Genomic DNA, 25,767 nt, shown 5'->3' with positions numbered 1-25,767 from the left:
TTACCCTTCTCTCCGTCTCTTTAATAAAATCAGCGCAAATGCAGGTGCCCCGATAAGTGAGGTGATCACCCCGATCGGCAGTTCCGATGGGGCTATGATCGTTCGTGCTACAAAATCCGCCAATATTAAGAATCCGCTTCCTATCAATAATGACAACGGAAGCAAATGTTTATGGTCAGGTCCCCAAATCTTTCGGACTAAATGAGGAATGACCAATCCTACAAAACCAATCGCCCCTGAAACGGCAACGGCTGCCCCTGTCAATGTCGAACCGGCTATCAGGATCCACATTTTCCGCCGCTTGACATTCACACCTAAGTGTTTTGCCCGGTCTTCCCCGAAAGTCATCGCATTCAATTCACTTGTATTCATGATCAAGGTCAACGAACCAATGATAAAAAACGGCATAATGATTGCGATATAATTCCATCCGCGCATAGAAACGCTTCCCATCAGCCAGCCGATGATTTGTCTTAATTCATCACCCGTCAGCGCAATCATCAATGAAATGAAGGCACTTAAAAACGAGCTGAAAATGATTCCCGTTAAAATGATCGTTTCCACTTTCATCGATCGATCCATTTTTTTTGCAAAAGTCAATACGCAGAGCATCGTGAGCACTGAGCATAAGATGCTCAATGCCGGAAGAGTATATAAACCGATGAATGGCAGTGATATATTCAAGAATATTGTCAATACGGCGCCGACCGATGCTCCTGATGAAATACCTAATGTGTAAGGATCAGCGAGCGGGTTCCGGAGCAGTCCTTGAAAAGCCGCACCCGCAATCGCAAGTGATGCCCCAACCAAACCCGCAAGCAATACACGCGGCAAGCGGATGTTCATCACGATATTCGTCAGCATCACATCCGGATCGGCAGAAATCGGCAAGTGGAAAATCTCCTTGCCGATTATTTGTAAAAGTACGGGAATCGGTACTGACACCGAACCAAAGGAAATGCCTATCGTCATTGCGAATAACAAAATGAACAACGCAATCAAATAAGCCAACGTCCATTTAGTTGTCAAATTGGTTCGGATAGACTGATTTGGCAAGTTCCTCTACTCCCTCTATTAAGCGCGGACCGGAACGGGTCACCAAGTCAGAATGGACATCAAAAACTTGGCCATTTTTAACAGCATTTACGTCTTGCCATCCTTTTCGGCCCGTCACTTCACTTACTGAATCTTTCGTATAATAACCATACGTTGTAATGATGACATCAGGATTTGCAGCAATCATCGACTCTTCATCAATTTTTGCCCAACCGTCCAAATCAGCAGCAGCATTATCCGCTGAAATAATATGAAGCATCTCATTCATGAAAGTATTTTTTCCAGGTGTGTATATTTCCGGTGAAGGCGAAACTTCCACTAAAACGGTCTTCCTATCCTCTTCCTTTACGGATTTGGCTTTTTCCTGGATATCCTTGAGCTTCGTTTTCATATCCGCAACGATTTCATTTGCCTTATCATGTTCTCCCGTTGCCTGTCCAATCATTTCAATAGACTCATAGACTTGGTCAAAGCTTTGTGCATCATTGACTACGAGAACATCTATTCCAGCATCCTTAAGCTGCTGTAAACCCTCATTTGAATTATGGGCACTTGATGCATGCGCAAGAACAAGGTCAGGCTTCATCGAGACAATCAGCTCCGTGTTCATTTCCATTCCGCCAACTTTTTCAATTTCTTTCGTTTCTTCCGGGTAGTTATCATTGTCGGAAACACCAACGACCTTTTTTCCCAAACCAAGTGCAAAGACCACTTCCGTATTACTTGGTATCAACGAAACGATTTTCTTCGGCTTTTGTTCTATCGTTACTTTTTCCCCAGTTGCATCTTTAATCGTAATCGGGAAAGCTTTGTGTTGAGCATGGTTCGTTTGCTGCTTTTCTTTTCCTTCATCAGCAGCGCCACTGCAGCCGACCACCATGCCTGCAACAAGCAACATCAACAATATCAGACCAAAAATCTTCTTCATTTTCATTCCCCACAATCTTTTCATTTAATTTCTTCCACCTAATAAAGAAAACGCAATCCTGAAAGATGCCCCAAAACGAAAAGCACCTCCCGTTAACGGAAGATGCTTGCATGGCAACAATAATCAATACGGACTCTTTCTTAGGGTCTGCCACACACCTTCCCATCCGCGTAGGTTACAGGTGTACGAATTCTGGCAGGTCTCCTGGCTCATGGTCATCGTCAACGGTACCTTCCCATATCTCATACAGTGGTACACAGCCGTCAGCTCCCATATACAGTGGCGGGACCGCGCTGGCATTTCACCAACTTCCCTTTTAAGTCATTAAGACACCAAAATCGTTCATATGTATATAATTTTCACTGCCTTCATTATACACCATGTAAGAATCGATTATTATATGATTTTTCTGAACGAATACGAAATGACCCTTCCACCTTCAATGCTTTGAAGCATTTTCAATCAGTGACGCAAACCCTTCGACTGATAACCCGGGTGAAATCCGAACTCGATGCAGGGCACGCATCCCTTGGTCCCTTGAAGCCCCCCAGGTTCGGTAGTGACTGCCATCTTGTATCAGCTTCTTCTGACAGCCTGAGACTCTCTTCGTTATACAGGGCAACCGGATAGGAAAGCACTGTCGTGTCCTGGTCGGGGATATGGTTGAATAACTCCTTCGACTGAACCATTTCCGCTTCTTGCTGCTCTGCCGTCATGCGGTTCAGTTCCAAATGGTTGATGGTATGGCTTTCGATCGAAATCCCAGCCTTGCTCATCTCCAACATTTGATTTTCAGTCAGGTGATGACCTTTATCAACGGACTTCCCGATCATGAAGACATTTGCTTTCATATCATTTTCTTTTAATATCGGGAAAGCCTCCGTGTAGTTATCTGAATAGCCATCATCAAAAGTAAGCCAGACACACTTCTCACTTGGTATCCGATTCCCGGTTAAGAAGAGGAATGCTTCTTCAGGGGATAATGTATAGTAACCATTCTCCCGAAGCCAAGCCATCTGTGATCGGAATTCCTCCCTTGGAACCCGAAGGCCATTACCTTCAGAAATACTGTGATACATCAATATCGGGAGCTGGACCGGGGACTCGCCCGTTACCCAGTCTCCCGTAAGATTTGGCCCTCGGATCTTGCCCGGTCACATCCACAGCTGCTTCGGCCACTTCAATGTCATCTTCAGCAATCAGTGCAGCCGTCTTTGTGCCTAGCCCCTCTAAAATCCCTTTTGAACATCCAGGTAAAATCAAATCCCCACAATGCAACCATCCATTCTCCTGATTTTAAACTAGTGGATAATAAAGCATTCCATTTAATGAAGAAAAGGGAAACTCGGGAACTTAGCGGCCTGCTAAACATTTTGAGGATTTTTTTTTTCATAAGTATGTGCTATTAGCTTGAAAAGTTTGCCTATAAGAAATATAATAAATAAGTCGTCGACTTTTATATATGTCCCAGTAGCTCAGCAGGATAGAGCGACAGCCTCCTAAGCTGTAGGTCGTAGGTTCGATTCCTATCTGGGACGCTAAAGTTTATAAGCCCTGTTATAATGCGGTTCTTCCGTGTTGTAGCAGGGTTTTTTTCTGTTAATATAAGAACAAGTTATTTTATGGACAAAGTAACCACTGATTTATCAAGCCATGTAGCTATCAAAAAATCCGAATAATACAATGCATGTTATAGTAATAAGAAGTTTGAATTATTACGTTTTTTGATATATACCAAAAATACTGGATTTCAGGATATAATCCTGTCTTTTTTAAAAATATATGTTTTAACTTGTCCCATCCGGGTATACAAATACTGTAAGACATTCTCACCAAAGGAGATGATAGTGCATGATGAGTACAATCAGAAGCCAATGGAACAAAGAGAATGACGCAGCGGTGTTTAGTCCCGGTGATCAGCGTTAGAGTCAATTGAAGAGTTGGATGATAATCAAATATGGGAATTACTAGTCTTCTCATCCAAAGGAGGATACGATCATGAGTATTTACAGCCTATGGAATCAAGAGAATGATGAAGCAATTTTCAGTCCGGGTGATCAAAAGCCATTCAGTACGCTCATACGAGTAGATTCGGATAAACACACACACACTGACAAAACACTTGAATATGAATTACATGGCACCGTACTGAATGAAATTTAACTGAAGCATCGATATATGGGGAAAGGGATGGAGCGCTCGCTCCATCCCTTTCTGCCGCCTTGTTAGACTTCATCAAGCGGCAACCTTATTGTCAGGAAAGACGTTCCTGCCGGCAAGGACTTTGCCCAGACCTGTTCCATGCATATAACCCCATAAAAAAGCGCCCTTCACCATGGAGTTAAAGGTGAAGGGCGCTTTTCTTTTATTTATCGAATTTCAGTTTCGCCAAGGCATCTGCCAATGCAGTATTGATCGGCTCTTCTTTATTTTGCTTTTTCATATAATTGGATACTTCATTTTTGGATACTTTTTGATTTTTATTCTGCCCTCTTCGTTTATTGTAAGAAGAAAGTTTTTCGTGAAAACCGCATTTACAGGTGAATGTCTGTGCTTCACCTTGACCGCGCATTTCCATCTTTTTATGACATTGCGGGCATCTGGCATTTGTTACACGTGAAACACTTTTTTTATGGCCGCATTCACGATCTTGGCAGACAAGCATTTTTCCCTTTTTACTATTCACTTCAAGCATCAGCTTGCCGCAATCAGGACATTTCGTTCCTGACACGTTATCATGCTTGAATTTTTGATCACTATTTTTGATTTCATGGACGATATTTTTGGCGTAGGAGCGCATATCACCGATGAAAGCCTGTTTTGGCAGCTTTCCTTTTGCTATCGCAGTTAACTTTTGCTCCCATTGAGCTGTTAAAGCTGGAGAACGCAAGTCTTCAGGTGCCAATTGAAGAAGTTGTTTTCCTTTCGAGGTAACATGAAGGCCCTTTCCTCTCTTCTCGATCAGGAAGCTATTGAACAGTTTTTCTATAACATCCGCACGTGTTGCAACCGTTCCAATCCCGCCAGTTTCACCAAGAGTCTTGATGAGCTCTTTGCTTTCCCCTGCCATGAAACGGGCAGGATTCTCCATTGCCGAAAGAAGCGACCCTTCATTGAATGGTTCCGGCGGTTTCGTTTCACCCTCTGTTTGTTTCACAGCCGAAACGGTTAAACTGTCACCTTTTTGAACGTTCGGAAGCAGCTGCTCAGCTAGGCCATCTTTAGCTTCTTCCTCATCGAATTGGTGATCATAAACTTCCTTCCAACCTGACTTCAGGACGACCTTCCCTTTTGCCATGAACGTCTCCTGTCCCATTTTTGCGGTGATGGTCGTTTGTTCGTATTCAAAAGGCGGCATCAATACAGCAAGGAACCTTTTAACGACCAAATCATAGATTTTCGATTCTTTGTCGCTCAGTTTTCCCGGCAGCGGCGTTTGCTCAGTGGGGATGATTGCATGGTGATCAGAAACCTTGCTATCATCCACGAACGATTTATTGGTTTTAATCGGGCTGCGCAGGATCCTCGATGCATACTGGGCATATGGTTTAATGCTTACAGCCTGTAATCTTTCTTTTAGCGTATCAACCAAATCCGTTGATAAAAAACGTGAATCCGTCCTTGGATAAGTCAAGACCTTATGGCTTTCATATAATCGCTGCATGATCGATAACGTCTCTTTCGCCGAATAGCCGAATTTCTTATTGGCGTCCCGTTGAAGTTCTGTTAAATCATATAAAGAAGGGGCAAAACTTTTCTTATGGGACTTGTTCACTTCAACCACTTCTGCACTTTTCCCCTTAACGGCTGCAAGGACCTTTTCTGCCTTGTTTTTATCAAATGTGCGGATATCCTTTGATTGGGCATCTTGCCAGACGAGGCGCAAATTGGGTTCTGCAATTACTGAAACGCCATAATATTTTTTAGGCTGGAATTGTTTTATTTCCTCTTCTTTTTTGGCAATCATCGCAAGTGTCGGCGTTTGGACCCTCCCGCAAGATAACTGGGCATTGTGCTTGGTCGTCAGGGCACGTGTCGCGTTCATCCCAACGATCCAGTCCGCTTCCGCCCTTGCTACAGCTGAGGCAAATAGGTTTTCATACTCCTTGCCATCCTTCAGATTTTTAAATCCATCTTTGATCGCTTTATCCGTTACAGAGGAAATCCAAAGCCGCTTGACCGGCTTCTTCACATTCGCTTTTTCGAGAATCCAGCGTGCAACAAGTTCCCCTTCACGGCCTGCATCCGTTGCAATGATGACATCCTTGACATCCTTGCGATTCAATTGTGTTTTAACCGATTGAAATTGTTTTCCCGATTGCTTGATCACGACCAATTTCAAAGTAGGCGGCAACATGGGCAGGTCCTCAAGGCGCCAAGTTTTATATTTTTCATCATAAGATTCCGGATCTGCATGGGTGACCAAATGACCCAGTGCCCAAGTGACGATATACTGATCGCCTTCAAAAAAGCCATTCCCCTTTTTCCCGCAATTCAGCACTTTTGCTATATCTCTGCCGACCGAAGGTTTCTCGGCCAGTACGACTGTTTTACTCATAATAACATCCTTTCGCTTTTAAACTGGTTCCTCTATTATCTCACATAATTTATGACAGGGCGATAATGCTCCAAGGAGCCATTGGTTCACTATTAAGGAATTCCAGTACCCACATATATGTAAATTAATAGATTAGATAGCAATCCCGTGCAGATTTTAGTATGATGAAACGTAGGGATTTTTTCAAATTAATTGGGAGGTTCAATATAAAATGAGCTTACTTTCTATAGATAAATTAGCACATAGCTTTGGCGACCGTACCTTATTCAAGGATGTATCCTTCCGCCTGATGGCCGGTGAACATGTTGGCCTGGTCGGGGCGAATGGTGTCGGGAAGTCAACGATGATGAATATCATTACAGGACAACTCATCCATGATGAAGGCCGGGTCGAATGGACACCTGGTGTCGAATATGGCTATCTTGATCAACATACGATACTTTCAAAAGGTAAATCGATCCGCGACGTCTTAAGGGATGCATACTTGCCTTTATTCGAGCAGGAAAAGGCACTGAATGAAGTTACGGAGAAAATGGGTACGGCCACTCCGGAAGAACTGGAAGAACTCTTGGAACAAATGGGTGAAATCCAGGACAAGCTGGAAGCCGGCGGTTTTTACAACCTGGATATTAAAATTGAAGAAGCAGCACGCGGTTTAGGGTTGGATGCAATCGGCTTGGACCGTGATGTCTCTGCCCTGAGCGGCGGACAACGGACAAAGGTTTTATTGGCGAAGCTACTATTGGAACAACCGCAAGTCCTGCTGCTCGACGAGCCTACCAACTACTTGGATGTGGAGCATATCCGCTGGCTGAGCAGCTACTTAAAGGAATACCCGCATGCATTTCTATTGATTTCGCATGATACCGAGTTCATGAACGGCGTCGTCGACGTCATCTTCCATCTTGAATTTTCTAAGCTGACCCGTTACACGGCAACTTATGAAAAATTCCTTGAGCTGGCTGAATTGAATAAAAACCAACATATTAACGCATATGAAAAACAGCGCGAATTCATTAAAAAGCAGGAAGACTTCATTGCAAAAAATAAAGCCCGCTATTCAACGACCGGCCGGGCGAAGAGCCGTCAAAAGCAATTGAATCGCATGGAACGTATTGATCGTCCGGAAACTGCAATGAAACCTACCTTTGACTTTAAAGAGTCACGTGCGAGCAGCCGTTATGTCTTTGAAGGTGAAGATCTGGAAATCGGATATGACCGCCCATTGCTTCCGAAGTTATCCATGACCATCGAACGGGGAGAAAAAATTGCCGTGGTCGGCTGTAATGGAGTTGGTAAATCCACTCTATTAAAAACGATTTTGGGTAAAATCGATCCTCTAGGCGGTAAAAGATCACTTGGGGACTTCCTTTTTTCTTCTTATTTTGAGCAGGAAGTAAAAGCAGGCGATACGACGCCGATCGATGAAGTATGGAATGCATTTCCGCATCTGGACCAACCGCAGGTACGTGCGATTCTTGCCCGTGTCGGTTTGAAAAACGAGCACATTACACGTCCGATGAGCCATTTAAGCGGTGGGGAACAAGCAAAAGTGCGCCTTTGTAAACTCATGCTTACCGAAAGCAATTGGCTGTTATTCGATGAACCGACCAACCATTTGGATGTAGTTGCAAAAGAAGAACTGAAACGTGCATTGAAAGAGTATAAAGGAACGATTGTCCTCGTATGCCATGAACCTGATTTCTATGAAGATTGGGTTACAAAAGTATGGGATGTAGAGGAATGGTCGGCCCAAAATTAATTTTCGGGGATGTCGCAGAAGCGGCATCCCCTTTATTATGAAATAAATAAAAAGCTGACTGAAAAGGCTACTTCAGTCAGCTTTCTTTTCCTCAACATGCAGCCTTAAACTCGTTCCGCTACCAAGGTATATGTTTTCGGAAGCCCAATATCATGGATTTTATGATTCGGTTCTTCCTCGAGCACTTTAATAACGAACCCTGATTGACCTATTGACGTTATAAGTTCCCCGATTGTCCATTTACGCTGTATAACTTTTGAAAGGCTCCCTTTTTCCTCATCCGGCATATGCTTCGAAAAAGCCACCTCATTGTTTTCGATTGCCGGAGCGAAATAGTTGCCTGTGATTTTATGTTTTTTACCATTTGAAGTAATGAGCTTTGTTGAAATCGGATGAAATTCATGCAGTACGAATCGGCCTCCAGGTTTCAGCATCTTTTTAATTTTTTTAAATAACGGCTGCAGATCTATTAAGTAATGAAGCACACCGAGCTCCATTAAAACCAAATCCTGATTCCCTGATTCATGCTCGGATGATAGGGAAAGGACATCCGAAACTATATACTCGATGGAGACATTGGCCCCACTTGCCAGCTCATTTGCAAACATTGCGTTTTCCTGGGAAAAATCAACAACTTTCACTTCAGCTCCCAATATGGCCAGTGCAACTGCCTTAACACCATTCGATCCCATCAAATGAGTGATTTTTTTACCGGATATTTCCCCCATATATTTATAAAAAGGGTGCAGTCTCCATTTTGGGTTTTGTTTGATTTTTGATGCCAATTCAACGGGATCTCCATAACGATTGACAAGCGCTAAATAATTATTCTGGTTCCACGCCTGTTCATTTTCCGCTGTGAACCCCTTCTGCTCGGCTGATAAGTAAGCATGAATCTCTGCACTGAACTTTCTCATTTCTTCTTCGTATAAATAACTGTATAACGACCTGCACCAAACCTCCAAATCCCCCATCTTTATGGACAAACGATAAGGGTCCGTTTTAATGGTCGTGTTAAACCGGCAGCGAACAGTGACGGAAACCCCCTCAACATCCATTAGAAAGAACGCAGTCTCAGGACTTCTTTCAGGCTTTGTTGGCGAGTACCCGGAAAAAAGCTCTAAAGCCTCATTAAAGACATCCCATTGTACATCCATGTCGATTTTCTTATAATCATCGATATTCACTCCTTGTACGAATAGCGCAGATCGACCTGTATATTGGTAGGGAATATTAGCTTGTTCCAATATGGTCGCCATTAATGTGATTGTATGATAATAACTTGCCTTCATATGTACCTCCTTAACATCAAAAGAGCATGACAATTATTCTTCTATAGCAAATTTCAAACCGGTACTCGTAATGGCAATCAGCTGTTCATCATGGCGGTCTATGCCATAAACGAGTAATGTAACAAGCATATATATGGCCCTGAACCGGGCTAAGCTCTCTGTTTCCTTTTCGATTTCACCATAGATTTCGAAAAAAGCCCTGCGCACCTCTTTTGGGAAATAACTGTATAAAAAGGAGAAATCAATGGCTGGATTCCCGACATGAACATCTCCCCAATCAATGATACCTGCGAGAACCCCTTCGTCATCAAGTAAAACATTCCGGATATGAATGTCTCCGTGAACGAGTGAAATCGGATGCTGAACATCCAATTCGCCCAAGGTTTCAACAAAATCCTTAACCGCATGCGCCTGTTCAAAGTATCCTAGCTTTAAAAGATTCGAGACATTTTCCATTAGCGATATCTTTCGGTAGGATACATCAAGCCTCATCATTCCATCAGGCTGCACACCTAAACGCATGGCCCTTTCGACAGGGAAACTGTGAAGGACCTTCAAAAAATGGGCAAACCTTTTTGCCGATTCGACCTTATTTGCTTTTGTTCCTTCGACAGGCAAGTGTCCCTTCACCATTTTATAACCGGTAAAAGGATAAGGATACAAAGTACTTGGTTTCCCAAAAAAGATTGGTTCAGGGATAGCAAGGGGAAAAGTGCCTGCAATGGAGGGCAAAAGCTGATTTTCCACCTGAATCAACGTAACTGCAATAGGGCGGCGGGGGAAACGGAATACAAATTGCCCATTGATTTGTATGACCGTGTTATCGAAACCCTCCCCAAGTTGCTTGATCTCTTTCAACTCAATTTCCGGAAACTGCAGCATGATCAATTTCCCTGCCAGCTCCAGCGAAACTGGATATTCTGCCAACCAAGGCTTTTCCACTCCCGTATCCCCCTTTTACCGGTTTCTCCCTCTATTGGGGCTGCTTCCAGATCTACCTCTAGGATTACTCGCCCCTTGTGTACTAGTTGATCTACGGCTGTCTCTTTGATCTCTTCGTGGATTGTCACGCTTTGGTCCACGGCTGTCTTCCGAGCGGCCACTCCGAGGATTCTCTCGCCTTGGTCCGCGGCTGTTTTCCGAACGGCCTCCACGTGAATCCTCACGTTTGGGTCCGCGGCTGTTTTCCAAACGGCCTCCACGTGAATCCTCACGTTTGGGTCCGCGGCTGTTTTCCAAACGGCCTCCCCGTGAATCCTCACGTTTGGGTCCGCGGCTGTTTTCCAAACGGCCTCCCCTTGGTTTCTCCCTCTCGAATTCACGATTGTCCGCTTGATTTACAGAACGGTGACTGCCTCGATTCGGTCCTCTCGTATCGATCCGTTCCCGATGGCGCCTTCCCCCTCCCGAACGCGGGCGGCGGGTACCCTCATCAGAAGAGTCTTCATGACGCTTCCTTTTTTGCCTCACCTCATCGGGTTGGAACATTTTCACTCCTTCAATCGTCCTTCTTTCGATTTTCATGGAGATTCCTTTTTCAATATCGCTTAAAAGCTGAAGATCCTTCGTTGCTATGAAGGTTACAGCCAAGCCATTCTCACCCGCGCGGCCCGTTCGGCCGATTCGGTGGATGTAACTTTCTGCATCCTCGGGAACATCATAATTAAACACATGGGTCACGCCTTCTACATCAAGCCCTCGTGCAGCAACGTCCGTCGCCACTAAATATTGAAGCTTTGCGTCTCTGAATTTTTTCATGACACGTTCCCGCTTTGCCTGTGAAAGGTCACCATGAAGCTCTTCAGAATTGAATCCAGCTGCCTTCAGTGCATCATTCAAAACCGAAACGCGACGTTTTGTACGGCAAAATATGATCGCAAGGTATGGCTGTTCTTCTTTGATCATGTTGATTAGTGAAGACTGTTTGGCACGATCGGTCGTCTCGATGACAAGCTGCCTGATTTTCTCGACCGTTACTTGCTCAGCCTTCACAGCGGCAGTTAATGGTTTAGTCATGTAGCGTTTTGCCAATTGATGCACCTGTTCAGGCATCGTCGCTGAAAAGAGCAGCGTTTGGCGCTCCTCTGGAAGCTGTCCCATGATCTCTTCCACTTCTGGTAAAAAACCAATATGAAGCATTTGATCAGCTTCATCAAGCACAAGTGTTCCAGTTTGTGAGAGATCGATGGTGCCTCTTCGTAAATGATCTAATAACCTGCCGGGCGTGGCGACCACCACGGAGATGTTTCTTGTCAGCTTTTTCATTTGCTGCTCGACATCCTGTCCGCCATAAACTGCAAGTACATGAAGTCCTTCGATTTCATCAGCGAATTTTTTCAATTCAGCTGTGATTTGCAAAGCCAATTCCCTGGTTGGCGTGACGATCAGTGATTGTATGTGGGATGCGGCGGGATCGACTTTTTCCAGGATTGGCAGCAAAAATGCCAAAGTCTTCCCCGTTCCCGTCTGTGCCTTCGCGATGACATCCCTTCCAGCAAGGATATCTGGTATCGATTTCTCCTGAATCGGGGTGGGGGCGGATATTCCGACTTGCTTTAATATCTCATTAATCGCCGGGCTGACGCCAAGGTCGATGAATTCTGTCATGTATGGGCCTACTTTCTGAATTTCTTCATTTAATTGACTGATAAATCCACTTTAATGGTAACAGCTTCGTTCACTTCATGTCATTATCCTTAGTCTAAGCTATTTGTTAGTATATCATTATCTATTTTCGAGAAAACCTGTACCTTAAAATTTTTCATCCTATTGTACTTTAGTTATTTTTCTAATATAATTTATAAGATTTATTATCATCGAGCTACTTACTTGAAAAAGGGTAAGCATCTCCTCCTTGTAGATTTTTGCAAGGATTTTTTGTATAGAAAAAAGGAGTGACCGCATGTTTAAATTAAAAGAACGGAATTCAAATATTAAGACGGAAATACTTGCGGGGCTTACAACCTTTTTAACACTGGCCTATATTATCGTTGTAAACCCAATGATCCTTTCTGATGCCGGTGTTCCATTCGACCAGGCATTCACAGCAACCATAATCGCAATAATAGTCGGCACCCTATGCATGGCCCTTTTAGCCAATTACCCAATTGTCATAGCACCGGCAATGGGATTGAATGCTTATTTTGCATACTCGGTATTGGGAACCCATGATATCTCATACACAGTTGCCTTCTCTGCAGTCTTTGTTACGGGCATCATCTTTATCCTTTTATCCCTAACCTCTTTCCGCTCAAAATTGATCGAGGCCATACCAAGTAACTTGAAGCATGCAATCAGTGCCGGAATCGGGCTTTTCATTACCTTCATCGGACTTCGTTTGTCAGGTGTCGTAACACAGCATGAATCCAACCTGGTTACCCTTGGAAGCTTCAGGGATCCCAGTGTGGCACTTACATTGGTTGGTCTGGTCATAACGATCGTGCTGATCGTCCGTAATGTACAGGGAGCGATATTCATCGGAATGATCGTGACAGCCATAATCGCTTTTTTTACAGGCCAATTGGAAATTGACGGCCTGGTCTCCACCCCTTCCTTACCTGAAGGAATAATAGTCGCCAATCCGATAACATCTATCGCCGATGTTATTAACTACGGGCTTTATGGCGTCGTCTTCTCCATTTTGCTTGTCATGCTATTCGATACGACCGGTGCTTTATTAGGCATTGTCCGTCAAGCTGGATTGCTGAAGGACAATAAGCTTGAAAAATCCGGCAGTGCCTTCTTTGCAGATTCCGTCGGCACTACTGTCGGCGCCATGTTCGGTACAAGCCCGACAGCTGCCTCGGTTGAATCATCAGCTGGTGTAGGAGCGGGGGGCAAGACCGGTTTAACAGCATTGGTAGTGGCCATCCTATTCTTAATAACCGCCTTCTTCAGCCCGCTGATAGGAGCTGTCTCAAATGTAGCGGCAATCACGGCACCTAGCTTGATCATCGTGGGAAGCATGATGATTAAGAGCATTAATGAAATTGACTGGACACACTTTGATGAATCATTCCCAGCCTTTTTGGTCATTGTCGCCATGCCTTTAACATCAAGCATCGCCAACGGGATCGCACTCGGATTCATCGCCTACCCCATTTTAAAAATGGCAAGAGGCAAATTCAGTGAAGTGCATCCGTTCGTGTACATGTTTGCTGCTCTATTTCTTTATCAACTGATTTTCCTAGCTTGATCATCTCATGAAGGGCACCATGGGGTAATAAAAAGGAGTGTTCAATTACGTTAATTGAACACTCCTTTATTTGTTTACGTGCAATTATTTTATAACGTTTTCTTTCTGCATACCTTTAATCACACTTGGACTCTAACTGCCGTGCAATTATCGGGAACGGATGTCAAAACAACTGCATTTGCCCCCACTTTCGAATTCTTGCCAATTCGATGCCGCCCAATATTTTAGCGCCCACGTCAATATATGCATAATCATAAACCTCAGGAGCAGCGTTTGTTTTAACTTCCCTTTATTGGCCAATAACTGAATCGCGGTGCCTGTTGTGGGACTGCAGACCTCGCTTGCCCCAGTGGCAGTTGACTGAAAGGAGATCTAATTTTACAAGGGGAGTGAGATTTGCAAATGTACGATTAATTCGACAATTTTTCCATATAAAAAACCTTCAATCGATCATGGGTAAACCGGATTGTTATTGAGGAAAAACAAACCTTCCTGCGCCATTATTGAAAAGAGAAGGAATGTGTCCGGCGATTACAAGGGGGGTAATCTCTCACTCGAAAGAACTTCCCCGAAGTTGGCCGGGAAAAGGCTGCAGCTTGATATACTCTTTTTTTTGTGTCATTCCTTATACCCCGCAAAGAAAAAGGAGGATATCCAACTTGTCGCCGGATATCCTCCTATATGTTCATTCACTGGTTCATTTGATCAAGAAAATCACCCAGGAGATCGTCGAGATTTTCCTCTTCCGGTTCGGGTTCTTCCTCTTGTTGTTCGGGTACATCCAAACTCCAATCAAAGTCATCCAGGTCTTTCTTAGGCAGTTCTTTTTGAACCTGCTCGGCTTCCTTTTCTTCAGGCTCGGCCTGCACATAAAATTCCTCATCCAGTACATTATTGTTCAAAGAGGCTAGCAAGGCCGTAGCGCGTAAAGGATCGGATAAAAGGTGGTACATAATCGTTCCAAGCATAGCTTCTGAGTGGGAATGCTTGAGCCAATCACGCTGAGATTTGCTTAGCTTGTTCGGCAGGGGCAGGGCAATCATTTCCCGATCCTGATGGGTGGATTGCCCGACTCCATCGAGAACATACTCTGCAATTTTACTGGAAAAATTCCTTCTTTCCGTTTCCTTCAATTTCTGCAGCTGTCTTAACGTATAGTCTGATACATCCGAAGGGATACGAAAAGTGATGGCTTGTCCTCTTTTAATTTCAGAAGAAGCTGTTTTTTTCATTCTCTCACCTATTTAGCGGAACCCGTTCTTTGCTCTTTCTTCTTTTGCTGTGACTGGTTCTGTTCCTTTGCATTCCGGCGATTAAAATCCGAAATCAATTTATAATAGGCGTTTGCCATCATCCAAACGCTTTCCCGCTCATCTTCGAAAAAGTCTATATTGTAGCCATCGAAATTTTGATTCAATGTTTTCAAGTAGTCTTTCAGGACAATCGATCCCCCGCCTACAAAATAGCAGATTTCCGTTTGTGAATTTTTTTGCCATACGTTACGCAGGTGGCGATATTGCTTTTTGGCCAGTTCTCCCAAAATGCGATCAACGATATCATGGACGCTTGTCCGGCTTCCGCGAACCATAATATGATTGCGATCATTTTTCTTCGTGATGATTTCGACGACATCGCGCCTACTATCCAGCTCGACACCATGTTTCTTCCTGATTTCCTCACGGATCGATTCAAGGGCTTCGGCTACTCCCAAATTGAATCCTTGTGCTTTATCATCGTCCACTTTACGATTTTTAATGACCGCGATATCTGTCGATAGTCCACCGATATCCTGAATGAGGATTCTTCTATCGATCAATTCACGGTTAATGATATTCAAATCATTATCCATGACCAAATTTATGTATGCTGCGAAGCCCTCTGGATAGACTTTCACTTCATCGAATTTGATATTAACCTTCATGCCTTGGTATTTAGGGGTAATTAAAAATTCGACCTGATGGACAGATCCGAGTAATTTCGAACGATACCCGACGTCTTTTCCCTCTTTAACCTCACGAAGAGGCAAGCCTGTTCCAAGCGTATAATTGGCTTCCACAACATTATTCACTTTTTTGAATTTATCATTGTTCCCCTGTTTGGCCGCGTCTAATGCCAGGGCCGCAAAAAGCATGACCAATGTTTGATCTTCTTCTGATTTACTGCTCCCCATATCCAGTTCTGAAGGATTATCGCTTTTTGTCGCCAAGTTTCCAACACGATAAATAGCATTATTATCTTGAAGGGCTGGTGAATGAACTCTGATATGAATCCCTTCCAATGGGTTTTTTTCATTAAGTTCCTCAATCCCGATGACCGGACGATCCTCTATGTCTTTTGCAATGACGTTCGGTATATAAAGTTCAGACTCTAGCTTTCCAAAAATAGCCTTGATAGCATCATTTCCTACGTCTACTGCTGCGATTCTAGAACTCATCTAAAAACATCCCCTTTTTAATAGAAAAAAATTTAAGTGAAGCTTTCCCTTTAAGAATAGGAAAAGTTGCCACGATAGTCAATCCTTCATAAGTTGTAGCTATATTTGTCGAATTGTTTTCAAATTGTTTACAATAGGAACAAATGTGTATACACCTTATATATAGCCATGTGTACGTGTTTGTAAACATGTACACATATTTGTGTACAAACTATCTCCTTTTGTTTACATGTATACTTAATTGTAAACAAACCAAATAATGTATTTTTTTATCTTTCTTCTTATAAAAAATAAGCGTATAAATAGCGGATTTGGGTATGGTAATAAATGGACGATTCACTAATGAACTGTAAGGAGGTATTCAAATGACTGAAAAAAATACAGACCTTCCCCGATTTCCAGAACCTTATTGGCGCAGTGCGTTGACTTTCCCTTCTTTCTCTAAACTAGATACAGATTTAACCACTGATGTCTTAATAGTAGGCGGCGGAATCACTGGAATCACTTCTGCTTATCTACTGGCTAAACAAGGTGTTAAAGTCACACTGATTGATGCTGGTGTAATCCTTAATGGAACGACAGGACACACTACAGCAAAAATCACGGCCCAGCATGGCTTGATATACGACCAATTGATCACTGACCATGGCGAAGAGAAGGCCAAACTTTATTATGAAGCCAATTCAGATGGTATGAAGCTAATCAAAGACTTGGTAGAAGAACATTCCATCGATTGTAATTTGACTGCACAGGATGCCTATGTCTACGCAAATACTGATGAATATAAAATCAAAATTCAAAATGAATTGAAAGCCTATCAAAAACTTGGCATTCGCGGGGATTATGCCGAGAATATCCCTTTCTCCATTCCTTGTAAGGCTGCTGTGATAATGAAAGATCAAGCACAGTTTCACCCATTAAAATACTTAACGTCCCTCATTTCGACTATTCTCGATGCAGGAGGCACAATTTATGAACGGACAACGGCAATGAAGATTGAAGAAGGCGATCCACCAACCGTTCTGACGGATACGGGACATTCCATCAAAAGCAATCAGGTTATCGTCGCCTCCCACTTCCCTTTCAATGATGAAATGGGCTTATACTTTGCCCGTGTTCATGTAGATAGGTCCTATGTACTCGGTATCAAGACTGAACAGGAATATCCAGGTGGGATGTATTACAGTGCAGACAGCCCTACCCGCTCCCTTCGCTATACGGAATTGGACAATGGGGAAAAACTTATACTCGTCAGCGGCGACGGTCATAAAACAGGCCAGGGCGTCCCGATGATCGAGCATTATGAAGCACTGAAGGACTTCAGCTCCCGGTATTTCGATGTGAAAGACATTCCCTACCGCTGGTCGGCACAGGATATTGTGACACCAGATAATATCCCCTTCGTCGGTCCAGTGACACCCAATCATCCAAACGTCCTGATAGCTACCGGCTATGCGAAATGGGGAATGACGAATGGATCGATTGCCGCCACGATTTTAACTGACCGGATTTTGCAAAGAGATAACCGGTATGCGGAATTGTATGATCCTGCCCGTTTAAAAGGCGTGAAGAATATTCTCCAAGATAATGCTGATGTGGCGAAGCATCTGATCAAAGGAAAATTGGCTGTCAATCATAAAACGCCTGAAGACATAGGAATTGATGAAGGAGCAATCGTGAAGGTGAATGGAGACAAAGCTGGATGTTACCGTGATCATGATGGCCAGCTTCATATCGTTGATTCCACATGTACACACATGGGGTGTGAAGTTGCCTGGAATAGCGGCGACCGTACTTGGGATTGCCCATGCCATGGCTCCCGCTACTCCATCGCAGGTGAAGTGTTAAATGGCCCTGCTGTCGAACCATTGAAAAAAATACGCTGATGGTCATCGTGATTTTATCTAATATTCGACTGGGCCCGCCGTATTCCTTATACTGAAGTTACTGCATGGTTGAATGATTGCAAATAACTCTGAAAAGGATTGAATTGAACATGAACGGTAAAAACCGGAAAGATATTACCCCAGGTACATCTGTGGACATTGTACTTAAAGCAGATCAACGCAGCGGAAAACTGACAAGCGGCACTGTAAAGGATATTTTAACTAATTCAAGCACTCACCCTCATGGAATTAAAGTAAGATTGACTGATGGCCAGGTTGGCAGGGTTCAAGTCATTCATAAGTAATGTGCACTCGGTCCAGGCCGAGTGTTTTTTTTGTGATCATTCGACCGAATTAATGGCGATGGGGATATTTCAATCATGTTTCCCGAACATAATTCGTACAATAGGGGTGAGATTATCTCTTTAAAAAGGCTGGTGTCAAAATGAAACAAGAATACAATGCCCCCGATAGTGTTCATTACCGTAACGATGAACATATATTGAAAGTTTCCGGCTCAGAGACGCTATCTGCTGCTCCGGATCAAGCCACGATCACCCTTGGAGTCATAACAGAGGATGAGGACCCGCAAAAGGCCCAGCAAGCCAATTCCCAAGCAATCGCAAAAGTCATCGCAGCACTTAAATCCACAGGCATTCCCGAAGAGCAATTGAAAACGAGTGATTACAGAATCGATCCACAATATGATTATATTGACGGGAAGGAATTGTTCAAGAACTACAAAGTCCAGCACATCATACAAGCCCAAACGACCGACATCGAGAAAATAGGCAGCATAATCGACACGGCCGTCAGAAGCGGCGCCAATTCAATCACCAGCATCCGCTTCTCCTTATCCAATCCAGATGCATTCTATAACCAGGCACTTTCTCTCGCTTTAAAAAATGCATATGAAAAAGCACTCTCCATGGCTCGAACGCTAGGAATCTCATTGAACCCAGTCCCTAATAAGGTTGAAGAGTTATCTGAAACAGCAACTCCAATGCTATACCAAACAAGTACCTTTGCAAAAATGGCGACTACCCCGATTCAGCCTGGTGAATTGAACATCACTGCCTCAGTAAGGGTGGAATACACGTACTAGCACTCACTAAATTCCATCCTAAAAACCCCCCTTGGCAGCCCAAAGGGGGGTTTTTCGCTTTAAAAGACTACCGTTTTATTTTCATGAACAAGGACGCGGTCCTCCAAATGCCATTTAACGGCACGTGCCAGCACCCTGCGTTCAGCTGAACGACCGATTTTCTTCATATCCCCGGCAGAATCACGATGGTCCACACGTTCAATATCCTGCTCGATGATTGGACCTTCATCCAAATCATTCGTCACATAATGGGAAGTCGCCCCAATCAGCTTAACGCCTCTGTCATAAGCTCGTTCATAAGGCCGTGCTCCAATGAAGGCAGGTAAAAATGAATGATGGATATTGATGATTCTGTTCGGATGGGCCGCTACGAAGTCCGGCGTCAATATCTGCATATACCTGGCTAAAACAATAAGGTCCACTTTGAATTCTTCCAGAAGTCCCAACTGTTTAGTCTCCACTTCCTTACGTATATCCTTATTTGCAGGAATGTAATAAAAAGGGATGCCCATCGATTCGACAATTTCCCTCGTATCCTCATGATTGCTGATGACCAGCGCAATGTCAGCCAATAAATCCCCGCTTTGCCACTCCCATAGCAATTCCAGAAGGCAATGCGGTTCCTTCGAAACGAAGATTGCCGTCCTCTTCAGATCACTCACATGATTAAATGTCCATTGCATCGAGAATGCTGTCGAAACTTCCTGGAATGCCAGTTGCATATCCGCTGCCTTGTCATTCAATCCTGGACAATCGAACTCGATCCTGGTGAAAAAGGTACCGCCCTCAGGATTCATCGAATACTGACTCAATTCAACAATATTTGCATCATATTCTTTAAGAAAAGCCGTAACTGTTGAAACAATTCCAGGCTGGTCCGGACATTTTATAATCAAACGTCCTCTATCTTGATTTCTTTCGCGAAATTCCTGTAACTGCTCTTGCACAAAGTTGCTTACCATTTTCCCAACTGCCCTTCTTCTATTTTGCTATATTATACTTCAATCCATGGGCAAAATTAAAGTCAGTCAAACAATTCGGGATTTTGTTGGCGGCCAATATTGACCTTTTTTAAATCCTCCACAGTTTTACCCCATCCCATTCACTAGATACGGTTTTTCATCTGTTTTTCTCTTTCGATAGAGTCTAAATCATCATCCTGAATTGTTTTACATTCGTCTCTAGAGTTGAATCTAGCCGAAATCTCTTACTCTTTTAAATGATTATTGTCATTATTTCTAGAAATTACCGGTAATTTGGAAGGAAATGAAGGCAAAGGCCGAGAACCTTTATGAAATGCATAGTGAAGGGGGATTCTTGAATGAAATGTCGGCATGATCTGGACAACCTTTTTTATTTCAGTTTTATTTTCCCTAGTTAATAAGGTTATTCACTGCCTCATAAGGGTATAGACCATTCTATTAGTTTTTTTCAAAGGGGGAAATGAAATTATCATGAAATCATCATTTACATTCATTGTATCCATTCTGGCTGTTCTTGGACTTCTGTCCGGCTGTGCTGAAAAGGACCAGCTGGAGGACGGGAGTAAGCTGATCAATGAGGACCAGTTTGTTTTCGCTGCCTCAGGTGAATTCAAGCCATTCAGTTATGTCAATGATGACATGACCGTAACCGGGTTCGATATTGAAGTTGGCGATGCAATTGCAAAGGAACTCGACCTAGAACCAGTGCCTAAACGGATAAAGTTCAAAGGTATCGTGGAAGGTGTCAAGACCGGCCGGGCAGATGCCGCGGTTGCCAGTCATACAATCAATGAACAACGAAGTAAACATGTCGCCTTCTCAACCCCTTATTACTACTCAGGTCCTCAAATTTTCGTCCGTTCGGATAGTGATATTAAAACGGTTGAAGATTTAAAGGGTAAGGAAGTTGCAGCTTCTAAAGGCTCTACGTACGCAACCACAGCAGAAAAATATACAACCAATGTAAAAACCTATGACAGTGATATCACCGCCCTGAAGGCATTGAGCGGAGGACGTCATGATGCCGTGATCACCGACTTCGTAACCGGCAAGGAAGCGACCAAGGAAGGTTTCGACATCGAAGGAAGGCAATTGATCGAACGAAGCGAGCAGGCCATCGTACTGCCTAACGACAACCCTCAGCTGCTTGCACGCATCAACGAAGCACTTGAAAACCTCCGGGAAGATGGAACTCTTGCGGAAATCAGCAAAAAATACTTTGGTGAGGACATCACAACTAAGCCTGAATAAAGATTGATAGAAAGGGAGTCATTACATTGCCAAGTTTTTCACATTTTTTAGATACATTATTTAGCTCCTCGGACGTATTCATCCGAGCCATGCTCCTCACTTTGGAACTGACGGTAGTTTCCATATTGGTAGGTATCGTCATCGGGTTGCTATTCGCACTTTTAAAAATATCCAATATAAAAATTCTTACATGGATTTCAGATACATATGTATTCCTGGTACGTGGAACACCTTTAATCGTACAGATATTCATACTCTATTTCGGTATCAGCAATCTCTTCTTACTGCCGGACTTCTGGGCGGCGTCACTTGCCCTGGCCTTCCATAATGGAGCTTATATCTCAGAGATTTTACGTGGTACGATTCAATCCATCGACAAAGGCCAAATGGAGGCAGGACGCTCCCTTGGCATGAGCAATTCGCTTACCTTAAGGAGAATCATCTTGCCTCAAGCCTTCCGCCGCGCATTGCCGCCGCTTGGCAACCAATTCATCATCGGACTGAAGGATTCATCACTGGCAGCCTTCATATCCATGAATGAGCTGTTTAATGTGGCGACTACGTTAGGCTCGAATAATTTCGATGAAATGACTTATTTATTGATTGTAGCGGTCTACTACTTGATTCTAGTGGCTTTCCTGACCATTATCGTCAATTTATTCGAAAAGAAACTGTCCATTAGTGATCGATAGGGGGAATTGAAGTGGAACAAAAAGAAATGATTCGGATAAGGAATTTAAATAAATCGTATGGAAACCTGCATGTACTTAAAGATATTGATATGAAGGTACTCGATAGCGATGTTGTCTGCCTGATCGGACCAAGCGGCTCCGGAAAAAGCACCCTGCTCCGCTGCTTGAATTATTTAGAGAAGAAAGACAGCGGCCAAATCCTCATTGAAGGAACGGAAGTCAATCCGGGTACCCATGATATTAATAAAATCCGCGAGAAAGTCGGAATGGTATTTCAGCATTTCTACCTGTTTCCTCATATGACCGTACTGGAAAATGTCATCGAAGCACCGACACACGTCAAAAAGGTCCCTAAGGCCCAAGCAATTGAAGAAGCAAAGGCATTGCTTGCCAAAGTCGGTTTATCAGATAAAGCGGATGTCTATCCAAGCAAGCTCTCAGGCGGCCAGAAACAGCGTGTTGCCATCGCCCGCGCCCTAGCCATGAAGCCTGATATCCTGCTCTTTGATGAGCCTACCTCGGCTCTGGATCCCGAACTTGTCGGGGAAGTTCTTGCCACGATGAAGGAACTTGCCTTGGAAGGGATGACAATGGTAGTCGTTACACATGAAATGAGCTTTGCACGTGAAGTCGGGGATTGGATTGTCTTCATGCATAATGGGAGGGTGGTCGAAAGCGGACCGCCAAAAGAATTCTTCACCAATCCAAAAGAAGAGCGTACAAAAGAATTTTTGCAAACGACAGTCTTTTGATTTTAATTCTAGAATCTGTCTGCTAGCGAGATTATAAGCAATACAGGCGTGAATTCCTGTATTGCTTTTTTTGAATGATAAAGGATTTATTGGTTTCTTTACTATCCAGTTAGGTAGTTCCCTAAATTACATGATCAAAGTTCCAGGGATATTTCCCGCTCTGATTGTACAAACTAAATACTTGATGAATTGTTTCAGATAAATCCTGATTCCGGCTCGAACATGGAAAAATATCTGTATTTATGGTATATATACAGGTAAAATTAAAAGAAGTATATAAATGAAAGAGGTCGAATTCAGTTGGAAAATAACTCTTCGAATTTTATTAAAAATATTATAAAAGATGACCTAGAGTCCGGAAAACATGATCATGTCATCACCCGCTTCCCTCCTGAGCCGAACGGATATTTACATATCGGGCATGCCAAATCAATCATTTTGAATTTTGGGGTGGCTGATGATTTCAATGGGAAAACCAACCTTCGTTTCGATGATACGAATCCATTGAAAGAGGATATTGAGTTTGTCAACTCCATTAAGGAAGATGTAAAATGGCTCGGTTACGACTGGGATAACCTTTTCTTCGCTTCCGACTATTTTGATGAAATGTATAAAAGAGCTGTGCTGCTCATCAATAAAGGACTGGCATATGTGGACGACCTTAATGCCGACCAAATCCGTGAATATCGCGGAACGCTGACAGAGCCGGGAAAAGACAGCCCCTACCGCAATAGAACCGTCGAGGAGAATCTTGAACTATTTGAAAAGATGCGCAGCGGTGAATTCGAAAACGGCGCAAAAGTATTGCGTGCAAAAATCGATATGAGCTCACCTAACATTAATTTGCGTGATCCCGTCATATACCGTATTTCCCATACTGAACACCATAATACCGGCAACAAATGGTGCATCTACCCAATGTATGCCTTTGCCCACCCAATTGAAGATGCCATCGAGGGAGTCACACACTCCATTTGTACGCTTGAGTTCGAAGATCAACGCCCTCTTTATGACTGGATCGTTGAGAATTGTGAAATGGAAAGCAAACCAAAACAATATGAATTTGGCCGTCTTAACCTGACCAATACAGTAATGAGCAAGCGAAAACTGAAACAACTTGTCGATGAGGGCTTCGTGGACGGCTGGGACGACCCGCGGATGCCTACTGTTTCAGGCTTGCGGAGACGCGGGTATACACCCGAAGCTATTCGTGCATTCTGCCAAGAGATAGGTGTCGCGAAAACAAGCGGTGTCGTAGATTCTCAAATGCTTGATCACTTCGTACGCGAAGACTTAAAGCTGAAGGCTCCAAGGACTATGGCTATCCTGAACCCGCTTAAAGTGGTCATCACCAACTATCCGGAAGGCGAGATAGAGTGGCTGGATGCTGAGGTCAATCCGGAAGTTCCGGAAATGGGTACACGCCAAATCCCGTTTTCACGTGAAATATATATCGAACAGGACGATTTCATGGAAAACCCTCCGAAAAAGTATTTCCGACTTTTCCCGGGCAATGAAGTCCGTTTGAAACATGCTTATTTCATTAAATGTGAAGAAGTGATAAAAGACGAAGCCGGTAATGTCATTGAACTTCGCTGCACATACGATATTGAAACGAAAAGCGGATCGGGCTTCACTGGCCGTAAAGTGAAAGGTACATTGCACTGGGTCGAAGCTTCACAAGCCGTTTCAGCAGAATTCCGCAACTATCAGCCTCTAATCTTGGATGAGGAAAATGATGAAGAGGAAGAAAAATCATTCTTGGACCGGGTAAACCCTGATTCTATAGAAATTTTACAAGGGTTTGTCGAGCCTAACATGAAAGATGTTAAGCCTCAGGATAAATTCCAATTCTTCAGGCATGGCTATTATAATGTTGATTCAAAACTCACTGCGGCCGATCACTTGGTCTTCAACCAAATCGTCGGGTTGAAAAGTTCATTCAAGTTATAGAATCGCGAAAAAGAACCAGATTCCTAGCGGATCTGGTTCTTTTTCATTTTCTGCACCCTTATATCATTTTTTTGTAAAGTTTGATCCCTTGCTTGGAAAGGGCCTGTTTAAGAGTACTATGTGTCGAAACCTGATTAAAATCTAGACCTAACTGAATCGATGTCTGGGCCACTTCAGGACGAATCCCGGAAATGGTCGATTGAATGCCTAACAGGTTCAGGGTACTTATCAATTGATAGATCTGTTGGGCAACCATCGTATCCAAAAGGGAGACTCCCGATAAATCGATGAATAAGTGTGTGATATTTTTGCTAATGCATTTGCTTGGAGTCCCATTCAAAATTTCCTTTGCCCGATAGGTATCGATTTCACCGATTAACGGCAATACCGCAATGGCATCAACAATGGGAATGACAGGTGCGCCCAGTTCATTAATCAGCTCCTGCTGAGCTGACAAACGTTCTTTTGTCAAAAGGTAATACTGCTCAGTGAACTCACGGTTCAATTGATCGAAGGCACGATTAATAAGCCGGCTCCACCGGATGATTATTTCTTTCGTTATCTTCGTATCCATGAGCATATAATCAGTGATGAATCCCCAATATGTTTCCCGTACCTTATTAAGCGCTTCCAACACTTCGTAAATGGGTGTGTCCGATTCAACCCTGCTCTTCGCAACAAGTGCGGCCCACTGCTCCATCGTTTCAATAAAGGCAGTTTTATCTTCAAGTAAAGCACTTGTCACTGTCTTGATGGTCAATGTATTCTGTTCCCTAAGCAGCTTTTCGATTTCTTCATCAGAATCCATTGAATAGATGGAGCCAGACTGCTTCTCCCTTAAAGCCAGCCAGTTTTCCGTAATCTTGGATGAGTTATCAAGGATATATCGATATAATCTTTCATCTATTGTATCCATTTGT

21 protein-coding genes, 1 tRNA gene, 1 pseudogene and 1 riboswitch are annotated in these 25,767 nt (G+C 43.4%); of the genes and pseudogenes, 11 read left to right on the top strand and 12 right to left on the bottom strand.

The window, feature by feature from the left end:
- The 4 genes and pseudogenes from ACIQYG_RS03960 to ACIQYG_RS03945 all read right to left on the bottom strand — a co-directional run bounded on the left by ACIQYG_RS03960 (position 1) and on the right by ACIQYG_RS03945 (position 3,262).
- Complete coding sequence (locus ACIQYG_RS03960) at positions 1-1,056, bottom strand: FecCD family ABC transporter permease (protein ID WP_402835593.1); 1,056 nt, start codon at positions 1,054-1,056, stop codon at positions 1-3.
- The gene (locus ACIQYG_RS03955) at positions 1,019-1,984 is read right to left on the bottom strand and encodes an ABC transporter substrate-binding protein (protein ID WP_483878382.1); all 966 of its coding nucleotides are present in this window, start codon (positions 1,982-1,984) and stop codon (positions 1,019-1,021) included. Before ACIQYG_RS03955 ends, ACIQYG_RS03960 begins: the two co-directional genes overlap by 38 nt.
- Before the next feature lie 177 nt (positions 1,985-2,161).
- A riboswitch (cobalamin riboswitch) is annotated at positions 2,162-2,336 on the bottom strand.
- An 87-nt stretch (positions 2,337-2,423) separates the two neighbouring features.
- Positions 2,424-3,111, bottom strand: a pseudogene (locus tag ACIQYG_RS03950) (polysaccharide deacetylase family protein); the annotation flags it as partial.
- Positions 3,044-3,262 (bottom strand): hypothetical protein, encoded by a 219-nt coding sequence (locus ACIQYG_RS03945; protein ID WP_402835591.1) that lies wholly within the window; start codon positions 3,260-3,262, stop codon positions 3,044-3,046. The pseudogene ACIQYG_RS03950 and the gene ACIQYG_RS03945, both read right to left, overlap by 68 nt.
- A gap of 186 nt (positions 3,263-3,448) precedes the next feature.
- Between ACIQYG_RS03945 and ACIQYG_RS03940 the strand changes: the two genes are divergently transcribed.
- Both ACIQYG_RS03940 and ACIQYG_RS03935 read left to right on the top strand, forming a co-directional pair.
- Positions 3,449-3,522: transfer RNA gene (locus tag ACIQYG_RS03940), tRNA-Arg, on the top strand.
- A gap of 460 nt (positions 3,523-3,982) precedes the next feature.
- Positions 3,983-4,147: a hypothetical protein gene (locus ACIQYG_RS03935; RefSeq protein WP_158226120.1), complete on the top strand. Its 165-nt coding sequence runs from the start codon at positions 3,983-3,985 to the stop codon at positions 4,145-4,147.
- 202 nt (positions 4,148-4,349) lie between these two features.
- Here ACIQYG_RS03935 and ACIQYG_RS03930 read toward each other — a convergent pair whose 3' ends face one another.
- Positions 4,350-6,542, bottom strand: a complete 2,193-nt coding sequence (locus ACIQYG_RS03930) for a DNA topoisomerase III (RefSeq protein WP_402835588.1) — start codon at positions 6,540-6,542, stop codon at positions 4,350-4,352.
- 211 nt (positions 6,543-6,753) lie between these two features.
- Between ACIQYG_RS03930 and ACIQYG_RS03925 the strand changes: the two genes are divergently transcribed.
- Positions 6,754-8,304 carry an ABC-F family ATP-binding cassette domain-containing protein gene (locus ACIQYG_RS03925; RefSeq protein ID WP_402835586.1) on the top strand — a complete coding sequence of 517 codons (1,551 nt, stop codon included), beginning with the start codon at positions 6,754-6,756 and terminating at the stop codon, positions 8,302-8,304.
- Between the two features lie 104 nt (positions 8,305-8,408).
- On the opposite strand, the gene ACIQYG_RS03920 is transcribed toward ACIQYG_RS03925, so the two are convergent.
- Genes ACIQYG_RS03920 through ACIQYG_RS03910 form a run of 3 tightly spaced genes read right to left on the bottom strand, consistent with a single transcriptional unit; the run spans position 8,409 to position 12,203 of the window.
- Positions 8,409-9,596: a class I SAM-dependent methyltransferase gene (locus ACIQYG_RS03920; protein ID WP_402835584.1), complete on the bottom strand. Its 1,188-nt coding sequence runs from the start codon at positions 9,594-9,596 to the stop codon at positions 8,409-8,411.
- Between the two features lie 33 nt (positions 9,597-9,629).
- Positions 9,630-10,538, bottom strand: coding sequence for a phosphotransferase (locus ACIQYG_RS03915; RefSeq protein ID WP_402835582.1), 909 nt, complete (start codon positions 10,536-10,538; stop codon positions 9,630-9,632).
- A gap of 15 nt (positions 10,539-10,553) precedes the next feature.
- The gene (locus tag ACIQYG_RS03910) at positions 10,554-12,203 is read right to left on the bottom strand and encodes a DEAD/DEAH box helicase (protein ID WP_402835580.1); all 1,650 of its coding nucleotides are present in this window, start codon (positions 12,201-12,203) and stop codon (positions 10,554-10,556) included.
- A 295-nt stretch (positions 12,204-12,498) separates the two neighbouring features.
- Between ACIQYG_RS03910 and ACIQYG_RS03905 the strand changes: the two genes are divergently transcribed.
- Positions 12,499-13,791, top strand: a complete 1,293-nt coding sequence (locus tag ACIQYG_RS03905) for an NCS2 family permease (RefSeq protein WP_402835579.1) — start codon at positions 12,499-12,501, stop codon at positions 13,789-13,791.
- Between the two features lie 689 nt (positions 13,792-14,480).
- Here ACIQYG_RS03905 and ACIQYG_RS03900 read toward each other — a convergent pair.
- Entirely contained in the window at positions 14,481-15,023 is a 543-nt protein-coding gene (locus ACIQYG_RS03900; protein WP_402835578.1) for a hypothetical protein, read from the bottom strand.
- Positions 15,024-15,031: 8 nt separating this feature from the next.
- Positions 15,032-16,225, bottom strand: a complete 1,194-nt coding sequence (locus ACIQYG_RS03895; protein WP_402835576.1) for an Alp7A family actin-like protein — start codon at positions 16,223-16,225, stop codon at positions 15,032-15,034.
- A 365-nt stretch (positions 16,226-16,590) separates the two neighbouring features.
- Between ACIQYG_RS03895 and ACIQYG_RS03890 the strand changes: the two genes are divergently transcribed.
- From ACIQYG_RS03890 to ACIQYG_RS03880, 3 genes are all read left to right on the top strand, one after another.
- Positions 16,591-18,111 carry an FAD-dependent oxidoreductase gene (locus ACIQYG_RS03890; protein WP_402835574.1) on the top strand — a complete coding sequence of 507 codons (1,521 nt, stop codon included), beginning with the start codon at positions 16,591-16,593 and terminating at the stop codon, positions 18,109-18,111.
- A gap of 110 nt (positions 18,112-18,221) precedes the next feature.
- Positions 18,222-18,416, top strand: a complete 195-nt coding sequence (locus tag ACIQYG_RS03885; RefSeq protein WP_063234246.1) for a YwbE family protein — start codon at positions 18,222-18,224, stop codon at positions 18,414-18,416.
- A 140-nt stretch (positions 18,417-18,556) separates the two neighbouring features.
- Positions 18,557-19,216, top strand: a complete 660-nt coding sequence (locus tag ACIQYG_RS03880; RefSeq protein WP_402835570.1) for an SIMPL domain-containing protein — start codon at positions 18,557-18,559, stop codon at positions 19,214-19,216.
- 59 nt (positions 19,217-19,275) lie between these two features.
- On the opposite strand, the gene purU is transcribed toward ACIQYG_RS03880, so the two are convergent.
- The gene (gene purU / locus ACIQYG_RS03875; protein WP_402835568.1) at positions 19,276-20,178 is read right to left on the bottom strand and encodes a formyltetrahydrofolate deformylase; all 903 of its coding nucleotides are present in this window, start codon (positions 20,176-20,178) and stop codon (positions 19,276-19,278) included.
- A 492-nt stretch (positions 20,179-20,670) separates the two neighbouring features.
- Here purU and ACIQYG_RS03870 point away from each other — a divergent pair, with 492 nt between their 5' ends.
- The 4 genes from ACIQYG_RS03870 (at position 20,671) to ACIQYG_RS03855 (ending at position 24,847) form a co-directional block, all read left to right on the top strand.
- Positions 20,671-21,450 carry a transporter substrate-binding domain-containing protein gene (locus tag ACIQYG_RS03870; protein WP_402835566.1) on the top strand — a complete coding sequence of 260 codons (780 nt, stop codon included), beginning with the start codon at positions 20,671-20,673 and terminating at the stop codon, positions 21,448-21,450.
- 26 nt (positions 21,451-21,476) lie between these two features.
- Positions 21,477-22,142, top strand: a complete 666-nt coding sequence (locus tag ACIQYG_RS03865) for an amino acid ABC transporter permease (protein ID WP_402835564.1) — start codon at positions 21,477-21,479, stop codon at positions 22,140-22,142.
- Positions 22,143-22,168: 26 nt separating this feature from the next.
- A complete protein-coding gene (locus ACIQYG_RS03860) occupies positions 22,169-22,894 on the top strand; it encodes an amino acid ABC transporter ATP-binding protein (protein ID WP_402836341.1) in 726 nt (241 codons plus the stop codon).
- 300 nt (positions 22,895-23,194) lie between these two features.
- Positions 23,195-24,847 carry a glutamine--tRNA ligase/YqeY domain fusion protein gene (locus ACIQYG_RS03855; protein WP_402835562.1) on the top strand — a complete coding sequence of 551 codons (1,653 nt, stop codon included), beginning with the start codon at positions 23,195-23,197 and terminating at the stop codon, positions 24,845-24,847.
- Positions 24,848-24,905: 58 nt separating this feature from the next.
- On the opposite strand, the gene ACIQYG_RS03850 is transcribed toward ACIQYG_RS03855, so the two are convergent.
- Positions 24,906-25,763: an STAS domain-containing protein gene (locus tag ACIQYG_RS03850; protein WP_402835560.1), complete on the bottom strand. Its 858-nt coding sequence runs from the start codon at positions 25,761-25,763 to the stop codon at positions 24,906-24,908.
- Positions 25,764-25,767 lie beyond the last annotated feature (4 nt).

The sequence above is a fragment of the Peribacillus sp. NPDC096622 genome, from assembly GCF_044762665.1.
Classification (GTDB): domain Bacteria; phylum Bacillota; class Bacilli; order Bacillales; family DSM-1321; genus Peribacillus; species Peribacillus frigoritolerans_B.
This window is presented reverse-complemented; position numbering and strand designations above follow the sequence as displayed.

Excerpts from the sequence above, each read along its gene's own strand:
- ACIQYG_RS03955 (WP_483878382.1), bottom strand. The coding sequence starts at position 1,984 with ATGAAGAAGATTTTTGGTCTGATATTGTTGATGTTGCTTGTTGCAGGC.
- ACIQYG_RS03935 (WP_158226120.1), top strand. The coding sequence starts at position 3,983 with ATGAGTATTTACAGCCTATGGAATCAAGAGAATGATGAAGCAATTTTC.
- ACIQYG_RS03930 (WP_402835588.1), bottom strand. The coding sequence starts at position 6,542 with ATGAGTAAAACAGTCGTACTGGCCGAGAAACCTTCGGTCGGCAGAGAT.
- ACIQYG_RS03925 (WP_402835586.1), top strand. The coding sequence starts at position 6,754 with ATGAGCTTACTTTCTATAGATAAATTAGCACATAGCTTTGGCGACCGT.
- ACIQYG_RS03920 (WP_402835584.1), bottom strand. The coding sequence starts at position 9,596 with ATGAAGGCAAGTTATTATCATACAATCACATTAATGGCGACCATATTG.
- ACIQYG_RS03910 (WP_402835580.1), bottom strand. The coding sequence starts at position 12,203 with ATGACAGAATTCATCGACCTTGGCGTCAGCCCGGCGATTAATGAGATA.
- ACIQYG_RS03905 (WP_402835579.1), top strand. The coding sequence starts at position 12,499 with ATGTTTAAATTAAAAGAACGGAATTCAAATATTAAGACGGAAATACTT.
- ACIQYG_RS03900 (WP_402835578.1), bottom strand. The coding sequence starts at position 15,023 with ATGAAAAAAACAGCTTCTTCTGAAATTAAAAGAGGACAAGCCATCACT.
- ACIQYG_RS03895 (WP_402835576.1), bottom strand. The coding sequence starts at position 16,225 with ATGAGTTCTAGAATCGCAGCAGTAGACGTAGGAAATGATGCTATCAAG.
- ACIQYG_RS03890 (WP_402835574.1), top strand. The coding sequence starts at position 16,591 with ATGACTGAAAAAAATACAGACCTTCCCCGATTTCCAGAACCTTATTGG.
- ACIQYG_RS03885 (WP_063234246.1), top strand. The coding sequence starts at position 18,222 with ATGAACGGTAAAAACCGGAAAGATATTACCCCAGGTACATCTGTGGAC.
- ACIQYG_RS03880 (WP_402835570.1), top strand. The coding sequence starts at position 18,557 with ATGAAACAAGAATACAATGCCCCCGATAGTGTTCATTACCGTAACGAT.
- purU (WP_402835568.1), bottom strand. The coding sequence starts at position 20,178 with ATGGTAAGCAACTTTGTGCAAGAGCAGTTACAGGAATTTCGCGAAAGA.
- ACIQYG_RS03870 (WP_402835566.1), top strand. The coding sequence starts at position 20,671 with ATGAAATCATCATTTACATTCATTGTATCCATTCTGGCTGTTCTTGGA.
- ACIQYG_RS03860 (WP_402836341.1), top strand. The coding sequence starts at position 22,169 with ATGATTCGGATAAGGAATTTAAATAAATCGTATGGAAACCTGCATGTA.
- ACIQYG_RS03850 (WP_402835560.1), bottom strand. The coding sequence starts at position 25,763 with ATGGATACAATAGATGAAAGATTATATCGATATATCCTTGATAACTCA.